General features: G+C 29.3%; 13 protein-coding genes. 6 read left to right on the forward strand and 7 right to left on the reverse strand.

The window, feature by feature from the left end; all coding sequences use genetic code 11:
* Window positions 1-109: IS3 family transposase (locus V6137_RS18945; RefSeq protein WP_425449557.1), on the forward strand; the 109-nt coding region annotated here is incomplete at its 5' end.
* 126 nt (window positions 110-235) lie between these two features.
* On the opposite strand, the gene V6137_RS18950 is transcribed toward V6137_RS18945, so the two are convergent.
* From V6137_RS18950 to V6137_RS18965, 4 genes are all read right to left on the reverse strand, one after another.
* Window positions 236-1,192 carry a Gfo/Idh/MocA family protein gene (locus V6137_RS18950; protein ID WP_425449545.1) on the reverse strand — a complete coding sequence of 319 codons (957 nt, stop codon included), beginning with the start codon at window positions 1,190-1,192 and terminating at the stop codon, window positions 236-238.
* Window positions 1,193-1,404: 212 nt separating this feature from the next.
* The gene (locus V6137_RS18955; protein ID WP_425449546.1) at window positions 1,405-2,400 is read right to left on the reverse strand and encodes a phosphotransferase family protein; all 996 of its coding nucleotides are present in this window, start codon (window positions 2,398-2,400) and stop codon (window positions 1,405-1,407) included.
* A 201-nt stretch (window positions 2,401-2,601) separates the two neighbouring features.
* A complete protein-coding gene (locus V6137_RS18960) occupies window positions 2,602-2,742 on the reverse strand; it encodes a hypothetical protein (RefSeq protein ID WP_425449547.1) in 141 nt (46 codons plus the stop codon).
* Between the two features lie 68 nt (window positions 2,743-2,810).
* Window positions 2,811-3,374, reverse strand: coding sequence for a GNAT family N-acetyltransferase (locus tag V6137_RS18965; protein ID WP_425449548.1), 564 nt, complete (start codon window positions 3,372-3,374; stop codon window positions 2,811-2,813).
* Between the two features lie 297 nt (window positions 3,375-3,671).
* Here V6137_RS18965 and V6137_RS18970 point away from each other — a divergent pair, with 297 nt between their 5' ends.
* From V6137_RS18970 to V6137_RS18990, 5 genes are all read left to right on the forward strand, one after another.
* The gene (locus V6137_RS18970; protein WP_425449549.1) at window positions 3,672-4,856 is read left to right on the forward strand and encodes a sensor histidine kinase; all 1,185 of its coding nucleotides are present in this window, start codon (window positions 3,672-3,674) and stop codon (window positions 4,854-4,856) included.
* Window positions 4,843-5,499, forward strand: a complete 657-nt coding sequence (locus tag V6137_RS18975; RefSeq protein WP_425449550.1) for a response regulator transcription factor — start codon at window positions 4,843-4,845, stop codon at window positions 5,497-5,499. The genes V6137_RS18970 and V6137_RS18975 overlap by 14 nt, the downstream gene beginning before the upstream one ends.
* A gap of 96 nt (window positions 5,500-5,595) precedes the next feature.
* Window positions 5,596-6,534 carry an ABC transporter ATP-binding protein gene (locus V6137_RS18980; protein ID WP_425449551.1) on the forward strand — a complete coding sequence of 313 codons (939 nt, stop codon included), beginning with the start codon at window positions 5,596-5,598 and terminating at the stop codon, window positions 6,532-6,534.
* Window positions 6,535-6,544: 10 nt separating this feature from the next.
* Window positions 6,545-7,702 carry an ABC transporter permease gene (locus V6137_RS18985; protein WP_425449552.1) on the forward strand — a complete coding sequence of 386 codons (1,158 nt, stop codon included), beginning with the start codon at window positions 6,545-6,547 and terminating at the stop codon, window positions 7,700-7,702.
* Entirely contained in the window at window positions 7,702-8,799 is a 1,098-nt protein-coding gene (locus tag V6137_RS18990; protein ID WP_425449553.1) for an ABC transporter permease, read from the forward strand. Before V6137_RS18985 ends, V6137_RS18990 begins: the two co-directional genes overlap by 1 nt.
* A gap of 114 nt (window positions 8,800-8,913) precedes the next feature.
* On the opposite strand, the gene V6137_RS18995 is transcribed toward V6137_RS18990, so the two are convergent.
* Genes V6137_RS18995 through V6137_RS19005 form a run of 3 tightly spaced genes read right to left on the reverse strand, consistent with a single transcriptional unit; the run spans window position 8,914 to window position 12,862 of the window.
* Entirely contained in the window at window positions 8,914-10,959 is a 2,046-nt protein-coding gene (locus V6137_RS18995; protein ID WP_425449554.1) for an Ig-like domain-containing protein, read from the reverse strand.
* A 30-nt stretch (window positions 10,960-10,989) separates the two neighbouring features.
* Window positions 10,990-12,348: a VWA domain-containing protein gene (locus V6137_RS19000; RefSeq protein WP_425449555.1), complete on the reverse strand. Its 1,359-nt coding sequence runs from the start codon at window positions 12,346-12,348 to the stop codon at window positions 10,990-10,992.
* 25 nt (window positions 12,349-12,373) lie between these two features.
* Window positions 12,374-12,862 (reverse strand): hypothetical protein, encoded by a 489-nt coding sequence (locus V6137_RS19005; protein WP_425449556.1) that lies wholly within the window; start codon window positions 12,860-12,862, stop codon window positions 12,374-12,376.
* Window positions 12,863-13,131: the final 269 nt, after the last annotated feature.

Consider the following 13,131-nt stretch of genomic DNA (forward strand, 5'->3'; position numbering starts at 1 on the left):
ATTATTTGATTATGTGAACTGGTATAATAATCACAGGATTCATGGGTCATTAAATTACCTTACCCCTGTGGAATATAGAATGTTAATGTCCGACAAAAAAGTGTCTTAAAAAGGGTTGACAATCCAACCTTTGCATGAGACAATGATTAATTACTATGCTAAACATAAAAATTGCCAGTTTACAATAACTTCAAAAGTCATTATGAACTGGCCTAATTTTATACCATATTTATAATTAATCTCTATCTAATAGTTTTTCAATTATAATCTGTGCATTGTATCCGTCTTTAAATGTAATGACATTCGAAGCTTTACCATCAATTCTTTTACATACTTCATCTATCAATTCCACCAAATGATCATGCTCTTTAAAATCTAGCCTCTCTTTTCTTTTCCCTTTAGATGAAACCCATAACTCTCTCCAATTTTCTAAGGAAATGGTTCCTTCAGTTCCATATAAAGTTAATGCTATATTTTCCTTCATTCCGATATTAGAAAATCCATTAAGTAGTATGGGTTCCCCACTTGTTAAAGAGGCTCTAGCCATTATTCCTGTCTCACATGACAATGAATCTTTGGGATATTCTATATTAGTATCAACATCTTTTATTTTTCCAAAAATCATTTGGATTAATTGTACATAATGGGTAAATACTTCCCTCACAAAACCTCCTTGCTCCCTTGTATCAATCCAATTAGTTTTTTGCCAGAACCTTGGCCATTCTTCAAAATATGTATTAAGTTCTATTCTTCTTAACTCACCTATATATTCTTGCTTTAAAAGACTGTTCATCTTTTTAAAAGCTTGAGTATATACCGTTGGAAAGTTCATAGCATGAATTATATTGTTATCTTCTGCTTTTTCATACATTTCTTTTGCTTCATTAATAGAATTAGCCAAAGGCTTTTCACAAATAAAATGCTTATTGCTCTCAATTATATCCATTCCAATTGAATAATGATATTTAGGAGGAACAGCCAGATAAATTATATTAATATCCTCATTTTTAAGGAGTTCCTTATAGCTATTAACTATTTTTAGATTATATTTATTTGAAATATCCTGAAGCCTATCTTTATTTGTATCATATATTCCCAGTATGTTAGCCCTACCGTGTCTATTAAGAGCTTTTATAAATCTTTCTCCTACTATCCCTACACCGATAATTCCTATATTAATTGTTTTATTCATAATTATTATTCACTCCTCTATTTATATACAAACTCATTATATCATGTAATGTTTAAATTATAATACTATTTTATACTATCCATCTCTTTGATATTAGGAGTGTCCCAATACAATGGGCTAAATTATATTCTACCAACATTATTGTTTATTCTTTGGAAGGGACACAAAAGTAAAAACTTGGATTCAAACTAATTTTACAATTAATATGTGTTTCAAATGATAAGTTTTTTTAGAACATAGGAGAAATATTGCCGTCTTTTATCAATTACCAAACCATCAGCAGAAAACTTATTGTATTCATTATCTGGATAATCTTCTATTAATGATTGTAACCAATAAATATCAGCAACTACATGATAAATACGAGTTAACTTTTCAAGCTTTAAATAAATATCTTTAAGTTCATCTTTTGAAGCATATTCTAACCAATAGTCAAAATATACATCTAACAACTTATACTTCTCCTTCTTAAAATCTTCATTTCTTCTTATTGTATGAAAGAACCCAATAACTGTAAAAAAGGGATGAGTATAGTTACTCCATGCCCAATCATATATAATTTGTCCTCTATCTGTATTAACTCGAATATTACCAGGCCTTAGATCTCCGTGATCGATTGAATATGGAATAATGTCAGGAATTTCTTTACATATATTCTCGTATTCATTAAGTGATCTTTGTAATTTTCCTTTTTCATCTTCTTTGAATCTATAATTTGATTTCTTCAGTAAAACATTTCCAATACATGGAATATTTCTAATTACCTTTATAATGGTCGGTGTAGTCATATCATAATATATATTTTTTATTTCTTTTCTATCTGTTTTATTAATAACTGACCTTTGAAATTTTGCTATCTTATGTATAGTGTCATATATATAAGATATATTAAAATCTTCTTCTAAGTTTTTGCCTCCCATATCTTTCATAATATAGGCCATTTTATTATTATTTATTGATACCACATCAACTGATTCAATAAAATTATTTTTTAGTAAATCCTCAAGAATTTCAATTTCTTTTATATATCTTGATCCTACAATCTTTAAATAGAAATCCTCTCTATCGGTTTTAATTTGAAATACTGTGGATACATATGCATTTTTAATTTGTTTAATTTCTTTTATGTAGTTAACCCCAATATTATACAATACTTCCTCTGTCCAACTTATAAAATTACTAAATCCATTACAGTTTATCCATGGCATTGAATGACTTTTATTGTAATCCTTTATAATAGATTTTACAATATACTTTACATTTTCCTCTAAATCATTTACCTTTGTCCAATTTTGAGTATCGATATTTTTATTACTTTCCCCTGTTTCTGGTTCTACAACAAAATAAATGTCTTTAACACTATCGGAGTCAATAGAGTATCGTCTAAATATTTTTATGCCATATTGATCTTAAAACCATACATTATAATCATCTGAATTTTGAAACCCCACATCATTTCTAACTAACTCTTTATAAGCAGGCAAGTTTCCTTTTATGGTATAAACTTTACTTAGTGTTTTATCTAACATAATAAAAAATAATTTTTTCAATATTTCCCCCTCTTTCTTATCCTTTTAATGTGTCAATAGTATTTTGGGAATTTTTCAAAGCCCCTATTCTACACTCCACTAATTTTATTGCTAAAATTAAAAACTTTATTATATCCAAAATGGGGAAGTTCTTTATCTTCTTCTATAAAATTATCCTTTGTATAATTAAATAATGTTTTATGCCAGAAATTAATTGTGTTTAAATTACTATCCGATTTAGTAGTAAATAGCATCCATTTCCCTTTAAATTGATTAAATATTTCTGCTACAGCGTATTCACCTATCCCCTTTCCTCTAAAGGGTCTTAGTATGAATAATTCATTTAGCATAAATTGGCTATCATCCACAAGATAGGGTGCTGTTGATACTAATGCAAATCCGGCTGGTATTTCATTAACTATAATTAAATATGGATAAAGAATATCTTCTTTCTCCCACCATATATCAAAGACAGGTATCTGCTGCTCTAAAGTTTGATATTTATCCTCTTCTTCAAAAACCCCAAACTTATTTGGCAATTCATTTCTTACTTCTGCTAAATCATGTAGGTATAATGGGTACATATTATTAATAATAAATTTATTTTTATATTTACATAATTGAACTGAAATTTTTAACTGATTTAAACTCATGTTTTTAATTCCCCCTAGATTTCTATTAGTGTCTTAGTTAAAAGTGTGTAAAAAAGGATACCTCAACATCTTCTTAACGTTAATAAAATATTCTAAAATACCTTTATATCTACTACTTGATTGATTTCTACATTTCTTATAAATTTCCTTTATATTTCAATAAGTTATCTATTTGCTTTGAAATATTTCTCCCTTTCTTCTTCCAATTTATCTAATAACATTTTAAATTCACTATAATAATAATTTATGTTAATATAGTTTATAGAATCAAAACAATAATAAAATTAAGGAGAAGTTATGTGGGATAAAAATTTACTTGTTTTTATAAGATATTTTTTAATATTTATGATAGTGGTAGGTATAATTACAAATGAAATAAATATAGCCACGTCCATGATAATATTTATACTTATTTTTATAATAAACAACCAAATAAGATTTTTTTCACTCAATAAAAAACTTTATAAAGCTATATCTTTTATACTAGAGCTTATATTTATATATATAGCTTATAAATGGATAGGTGGTTACTTTATTACATACCTTATTTTAGCTGCCATGGATAGTACCATAATATTTGAAGGGACATTAAGACATATATTAAACATAACAATTATTATACAAAGTATCCTCTTTACTGCAAATGAAAACTTAGAGTTTAAATTTATAAATATATCTTTACTGATTCTTATAATTTCCATATTATATTTAATTAAAGATGAAAGTTATAAAAAAATAAAAGCACAAAGACTTTATGATAGACTTAGATTATCAGAGGAAAAACTAAAAAAAGCCAATAAAGATTTAGAGATGTATGCTAGTTCTATTGAAGAATTAACCCTATTAAGGGAAAGGAATAGACTCTCTAGAGAAATACATGACAGTGTAGGACATGCATTATCAGCAATAGTGGTTCAATTAGGAGCCGTTGAAAGAACCGTAGAAAAAGACCCCCAAGCTTCAAAAGAAATAATAAAGGCACTTAGAAAATTTACACAAAATAGTTTAAATGAAGTTAGAATGTCTGTCAGAAAGATAAAACCTAAAGAATTTGAAGATTATGAAGGCATCTTAATGATAGAAGAACTTGTAAAGAACTTTGAAAAAATCACGGGAGTCGATGTTAGACTATCCTTTACAAAGAAAAAATGGCCTTTAAGCTCTGATCAATCCTTTATCCTATACAGAATAATTCAAGAATTTTTATCTAATAGCATTAGACATGGTAAAGCTACATTGATTGAAATTTTTATGTCCTTTAATAACTATAAAGTAACAGTTACACTAAAGGATAATGGTGTAGGGGCTGAAAATGTAATAGAAGGTATGGGACTTAAGAATATGAGGGAAAGAATAACAGAAATAGGGGGTAACTTTGACTATATAACAAAATCTAAAGAAGGTTTTATAGTAAAGGTAGAATTAAATAAAGTGGAAAAACTTAAAATCCACTCACAGGAGGAAAGTCATGGAAAATATTAAGGTTATGGTAGTAGATGATGAAAAACTTATCCGAAGTGGTATGACTATGATACTTAATACCTATGATGATATTGAAGTTATAAGTACTGCATCTAATGGTGAAGAAGCACTAATGGAATGTCGGAAAAATCAACCGGATGTTATTCTTATGGATATTAGAATGCCAAAATGGGATGGAGTTATTGGTACCAAACTGATTAAAAATGAGTTTGAAAATATTAAAATTTTAATATTAACTACCTTTGATGATATGGAATATATACATAATGCCCTAAAAAATGGTGCTTCTGGATATCTTCTTAAGGATAGTGATTATGATTTGATATACGAAGGGATAAAGGGATGTTTTAAAGGAAACATAATAATAAATCCTAAGGTAGCTTCAAAAATTATTAATGAAAATGTGGATTATAGTAAAAAAATGGCTATAGACCAGATAAAGAGTAATAATAATTTAAATGATAATGAAATAACTATTATAAAAGAGGTTGCCAACGGATTGAATAATAAGGAGATTAGTGAGAGACTATTTTTATCAGAGGGAACTATTAAAAATAAAATCAGTAATATACTATCTAAACTCTCCCTTAGGGACAGAACCCAGTTAACAATATTTGCTTTTAAAAATAACATAGTAGAGTGAAAAATTACTTAAGTCACTTTTTTTATTACAAATAGTACTAGAAAAACCTCCAATCTTTTTTTAAAATATAATTAGAAAAGAGATTGGAGGTTTTTTATGAGTAATATAACAGTAAAAAATGTAACTAAAAGATTTGATGATAAACTAGTTTTAGATAATATCTCCTTTACAATAAATAAAGGGGATATATTTGGATTAATAGGCCCAAATGGAGCAGGAAAATCAACGTTAATAAATATAATCACTGGGTTATTTAAAGGAGATAGCGGAGAAGTTACCATAGGTGGCTATTCTATTTTAAAGGATCCAATAAAAGCAAAAAAACTTATAGGATTAGTTCCCCAAGAGTTAGCCCTAATGGAGGAACTATCTGCATATGATAATCTACAATACTTTGGAGCTTTCTATGGCTTAGGTGGGAAGGCTCTAAAGGAAGGAATTAAGAAGGCCCTATCAGTTACAGGTTTAACTGAAAAGAAAAAGTTAAAGGTAAAAAAATTCTCAGGGGGAATGAAGAGACGATTAAATTTAGCAGTATCAATAATGCATAGGCCCAAAATACTTATACTAGATGAACCTACAGTAGGGGTAGATCCCCAGTCTAGAAATTATATATTTGAATTTATAAAAAAAATAAATAAAGAAAATGATACAACAGTTCTATACACCTCCCACTATATGGAGGAAGTTGAGCAGCTTTGTAATAATATATTTATATTAGATGAAGGAAAAGAAATTACCTCGGGTTCTAAGTCAGATATTAAATCTATGGCTAATATCCATGGAACTGTTAAATTAGTTATTGAAAACCCTGATGATGAATTTCTTTTAAAATTAGGCAATCTTAAAGGGGTTAAGGATTCCTTTGTTGAAAATAATGGGTTTTCCATATATATTGATGAAAAAACTTTTAACTTAGAAGACCTGTTTATATTGTTAGCTAAGGAGCATAAAAAAGTTAAGAGATTTAATGTAAAAGAAGCATCGTTAGAAGAAGTATTCTTGGCCCTTACTGGGAAAAACTTAAGGGATTAGGAGGAGAATTATGAGAGTAAAAGCTACTATAAAAACAAGTCTAAAAGGAATACTATCCCAATGGAAACAAGTAGTATTAATGTTTGCTATATTCCCCTTAATAATATCCTTTTTCTTTGGCAGCGCCCAAAAAGATTCCTTTAAACCAGATGTAAATAGGGACAGAATTAATATTGAAATTGAAGATAGGGATAATAGTGAACTATCTAAAACTTTTATAGGCCTTTTTAAAACAAAAGGATTAAAAGAAATTTTTAATGTCACAGAAGAAGGCAACTATATAATAACTATTCCGAAAAATTATGAAAAGGATATAAAAAATCTAAAAAAGACAACTATAGAGGTTGAAGAAAAAGAAAGAGTATCAATGGCAAACGAACTGATCATAAAGAATGTTATAAAAGAATACGGAAAAAAACTAACGGAAAACAGGATAATATTAAATAGAATTAACACCTTAAATATAGAAGATAAAGAGACACTATTTAGTGAAGTTATCAACAATATAGATAATAATTTATCTACTACTAGTCTAAGGGAAAATATAATTAAAGGGGAAATGGTTTTAACAGCCTTTGAAAGCAAAGCTGCAAATATGATGGCCCTTATGATATTTACCATTATCATGGGTTGTATAGCAGGCCATGACCTGGATAAGAAAAATGGTACTAATAAAAGACTAATGTCCACTCCCATGACAAAATTAAATTTTTTCAATTTAGATTTAGTAGTATTTTTTATAGCAAGCTTTATATATGGATTGGTGTATATTTTAGCCTTTAGAGTGACAGGTTTAGCCTTTAAGGAAATAAATCCATTAAATATAATACTAATATTAATAACCCAAAGTTTATTGGTAACAACTATCTCCGGGGCCATTATAGCTTACTTTGGTAAAAAAATTGCCAATGGTGTAGTTATGGCATTAATGTATGTGGAAATCATATGTGGTGGTACTTTTATCCCTCTAAAGGATATAAGTAATAATGTACTTCTTACTATATCGAAATATTCACCGGGAAATATTATCTCCAGAGTCTATACAAACGGTATATTATTTAATTCCTTTGAAGCCATAAGGAAATATTTAATTATAATGATACTAACCTCCATTATACTGTATCTAATAAGCATAATAAAAGTGAAAATAAGATGGGAGGTCCAATAATGAAATTCTTCTATATGGTATTGGTTAATTGTAAAAAGTATTTTAAAGATTATAAAAGTATAGCTTCAATGTTTTTAACTCCAATAATTATTGTTCTTTTCGTAAATAATGTAATGTCTCCTGGAGGAGGTAGTGATTCTCTAGGGACACAGATGGGGATAGTTAATTTAGATAAAGGCACCTTAGGAAAGGAGTTTGCAGAAAAATTAAATCCCTCTAATATTTATAATGATAAAGAAAAAGCTCTAAAGGAACTAAAAAACTACAATATAATTGCTTTATATGAGATATCAGAGAATTTTACTGAGGAAATAAATAATAATAAAAAACCTGTTATAAACTCATATAAACTAGAAGCGGGTAATAAGGCTAAAGCATTTGAAATTGAACTAGAAAAAAATATAAATGAATTGTATAAAATTCAATTACTAAAGAGAAATAATATTATAAAAAATGACAATGAATTAAAAGAAAATATTATAAATGTACAGTACAATACTGAAGAGAATATATTTTCAGCAGATAGTTTTCTCCCCATTATGATAATAATATTCCTTCTACTTATAAATTCAGGATCAATAAGTAATGACCTATTAAAGCTAAAAAAGGAAAAAATATTAGAGAGATTTCTATCCACAGGTAACAAAGGATATGCCATAATGGGTAGCATTTATTTATCTATGATAATAACCCAAGTTATAATGTACACTGCTTCTTTTATTACAATGAAATTATTATTTAAAATAGCCTTTGATAATTTTGGTGTTTTAATATTAAATATCGCTTTAATGAGTATGATATCCATAAGCCTAGCTATAATGGTTAATAGGGTTTTAAAAAATCCAGGCTCATCTTCCATAGTGACATATTTAACATCAATAATTATGTTTTTCTTATATCTGTGGGGAATTAATGGAGAAAGTCCAACTGTACTTGGTAATATGGCTGTATCATTGAGTAAATTTTCTCCTTTTTATTGGGCTTTTGAAAGTATTGAAAAATCAATATTATTTCCAAATGCCTTAGTATTAATACTGATGGCCTTAACATTCTTCACTGCTGGAAGTATAAGATACTCCAATTTTGCTAAGGAGTAGAATTTGTGTGGGATAGACATACGTTAAAAAGAGCCAACCTTTTTTTAGGTTGACTCTTTTATTTTTAAGTAACTTTTAGAGCTTTGTATAACGTATTTTGATATATTATATATATCAATGTTCATAAACTTTACTTGGCATTTTATACGGTACTTCTTGATCATCTTTGGAAGTTGCAGTTCCTGTTATACCTTCTGGTATTATAATATAATACCTATACTTCCAACCCCAATCCCAATACCGCTCCCGCTTCTGCTTCAACACTTCCACAACATTAGGATGAGTATATGTAGTATTGTCACTTAATTTTACATCTATATCAGCTACTAAGTATTTATTCCAAAAACTACCTTCCCATCTTATGTTCCTTGCTTCATAACCTACTACCTTTACCGGCTCAACAACGTTAACCTCACAAGAATCCTGATAACTACCATCTTCAGTTGTCACAGTAATAGTTGCCGTTCCATAGGATTTCCCAGTTATTATGCCATTATTAACCGATACCACGGAAGGATTACTACTTTCCCAAATAACATTTTTATTTGATCCATTGGCTGGCTTTATTGTGGCTAATAAAGTTTCTGTACTATTTATAGGAAGTACTGTTTCTGTTTTATTTAATGATACTCCCCTTACATTTACTTTTATAGGTTCAACCGAACTACCCTCTAACCTATACTTTTTAGTTAAATACTCCTGTACCTTTTCTATATCATCATCGGTAATATCACTATACATAATAATCTCTGCAATATCTACTTTAGAATATCCATTTTTATCATCCCATCCAATGGTAATATTACCAAAATTTTTTATAGTACCATAGTTATCTCTAGATACTCTTTTAACATCATTTTCGTCTATTTGAAATTCTAGAACAGTACTTCCCCTTAAAATATGCCATTCCCCATCTAATCCTTTTTTAGATTCTACACTTACAAATTTATTTCTTCCCCAATTATCTTTTATATAAAACCCTAATTTATCAGCTTCATTCCACCCCAATCTCCATACACTATCATAATCATCCCCATATTTACTAATAATCGACTTATTGGCTGTAGCTTCTGTACCCCTTGTCACTGCAAATACAGTTAAATTTTCTAAATTTATACTCTGATTATGGGGAACCTTTAAAGATTGATTTCCATTAAATCTTAAAAACCTAGTATAGGAATCATGCCTCTTTCCCTGTTTATCCTCAAATATTGAAATTTGTTGTAATAATAATGGTTGCTTATCTTCATTTTCTTCTATAGCATCATTGGATTTACCCGATATATCCTGCCATTTTTTTACGTAGGCATTGGTTTCAGTTGTTCTTACCAAAGATGGATCATCTTTAATAATCATAGAAGCATCTAAATGAAGTTTAAGATTTTTAATAACTGGTAATCCCGGAATAAAAACTGGATTACTATAAACTGTAGTCCCCATTTTTCCTGATTTAGAAGCAGGTGTAATGGTATAAATAATATGCTTCCCCCCATACTCAGGTTCAATATTATATAAATTTGGCCCTAATTCAGAGGATATTAGCCTATAGTCATCTGGAAATACAGGATATTTTTTTCCTATCTCTTCTTCAGATGTATTTTCCTCCATGGGAATATTAAATCCTACTCTGGATACATACCAATTATGAATATTCATAAGGTGAATATTCTCTGAATCTGATATACGGGAACTTGACTTAATGTTTAGAGATGGGTTTCCAGTATATCCATAGAGTACTTTTTTATCATTATTATATAATTCTATAGAAACATCACTGGCCTTAGCTACTTTAAACTCTGGCATTCTTGTTTCTGCTACAATAGTATATATTTTTCTCTTATTATTGCTTCCTTCACCAGAACTCCCATCAATAACACTTTCCCTTGGATATCCCTTAACAGTCCTCTGATTGGAGCCACTAAATAATGTATATGTCCTTTGTCCTAAAGGGGTATCTCTATCTTTAATAGAATCTTTTACATCTTCAATTTGCATCTCTATATCTTTTTGAGCTAAAAATACATCTTCTGTAATATCCTTTGTATTAACCATCATAGAAAAATGACTGGACATAGCCGTCAAAAGACCTACAACAATAATACTAAGTAGTGCCAACGCTATAATAATCTCTATAAGCGTTAAACCTTTATTATTATTCATAAATACACCTCCATCCCCATATAATGAAAGCTAAAGTTTGGGACCCATAAGATGCCATAAATCATTTATTATTTCTTGTCTAATAGTGGAAAATACTTTATTAAGCTCCTCTGGGCTTCCAGCTTGATATACATGTTCCGATGAAGCTCCACAGGCAGTAGCTATATAATTAACATCACCTGCACCTGAAGAAAAGCCTATAACAAAAACTTTAGCAAAATTATTTGTCTTGATCATACTTCCGATTTTATTAACGTAATCAACTCCCTTTTGATCAAGGGAACTTCCATTACCATAAACTTGAGTGCTTTCATAGATATCACCGTCTCTAGTAATATAATATAGGCTTCTCCCCGACCCTCTTCTAGCACTATAAAAAGTTGTCTCACCATCTACCAATACAATTATATAATTGTTAGCTGTAGTCCCTTCAATTAACTCTTCATTATGAGATTTTAATTGATAATATGCCCGCCTTAGTCCGTCACCTGTATTTGTTCCACCTTCAGCCTCTAATCCATCGATATCATTAGTAAGCTCTTCTACTTTTGATTGAGCATTTTTGAAAGACTTAGGTTTATTTGCCGATGTAGCGAATGGTACAAGGGAAATATCTACATTAGCCTCTTTTGCAAATGAAGTAATTAGTTCTTTTGCCTCTTTTTTCAAAATATTAATCCGCTTTTTTTTCTCCTCACTAGCACTATACCCTTGTAGATTCAAATTCATACTACCAGAAGTATCAAGAACCATAGCAATATGTCCCACTATACTATCGGGTCTATCATCGGATCTATAGGCAATGGCAGTGGCCATACTCAAATCTGTTCCCCTATCCACAACTTGAAGAGCATTTAAAGCCTCTGTTTTAGATTCTATAGTTATTTTTTTAGCACCTTCATCACCGGAATTTTTTTTCTTTATGGAAGCTTCGATAATAAATTTCAATAACTTATCTTTATCATGGGGAGATGTTTTATCGAAAAACAAATCATAAGTAATATTTTCTTTAGCAGGAACTATCACTTGAGGAATATGGGTATCCATATCTCCATCATATTTATATATAACAATTTCACTCTCTATTACTTTGGGATTATCATTAACTTTAACATTTCGAACTCCAAAATAATCCCACCCCGCGGTTAAATTATCTTCCTCAAAACTGGATTCAGGAACTGTAAATAATGCGGTAGAGTATCTAACAATATTATTAACCTCTTCTACAGCTAATCTCATGGAGGATTGTAATTCATATTCTTCTGTAGAAACCTTAAAGGCTTTTCCACTAAAGTTTAGTACGGAAAAACTTAAAGCTATTATAATACTTAATAATGCCATAGCTATAATTAATTCAATTAAGGTAAAACCTTTATTTTTACCAATCATCCTATTCACCTTCCTTTGCTATAAATTAAGGTCTATTTTTCTCCCTTTTTTGTACCTTAGGATTACTGGCCAGAAATTGTAGGTTGGTAGATCTACTAATGGATGTGTCCTTAAGGGTTCCAATAGAGTGAACTTCTATCCACCTCTTCCCATCAATATTTTTTGCCTTTATGGTGATATGTATCTTTCCATTATCACAAGATATGGTGTCATCTAAAGTAGGGGTATCATTAATATTTGGTTTCATATATTCACTATATTTTTTATATAATAAAGTGTCATTCTCTCCTCCAGGACCTTCTTGCAGTAGTGCCGCCACTCCTAAATCTATACCCGATATCGCCAAATAGTAAGCCTCTACTCCCCTTTCTTGAGTCTTTGATTGTACTAAATTATTACTAAATAACATTATAGTACCGCCTAAAAATATCATAATAACCATAAATGCAATTAATACAGTTATCAGAGCCGCTCCATCATCTTTATGTATAATTTTAAATATTCGTGATCTCATAATAATTCTCCTAAAATTTTTATGGGTGTTATAATAAATATTTAGGCATATTCATCAAACTAAAAATATGCCTAAATACTGTAAATTATATAGTGTAAGTATAGTTTAATCTTCAATTTTTGTCAACTAAAATACTCTAGTTTCAGAAATTTCGCATCTAATTTCCAGTAAAAATTTTACTCATACAAAAAATGTTTATTATACACATTTTACTATTAATGGGTATCAAAAGACCGTTTGGCCCTAAAAAAGGATACACTTTCCCCCTC

This window comes from Dethiothermospora halolimnae (assembly GCF_037577855.1).
Lineage (GTDB): Bacteria > Bacillota > Clostridia > Tissierellales > VENL01 > Dethiothermospora > Dethiothermospora halolimnae.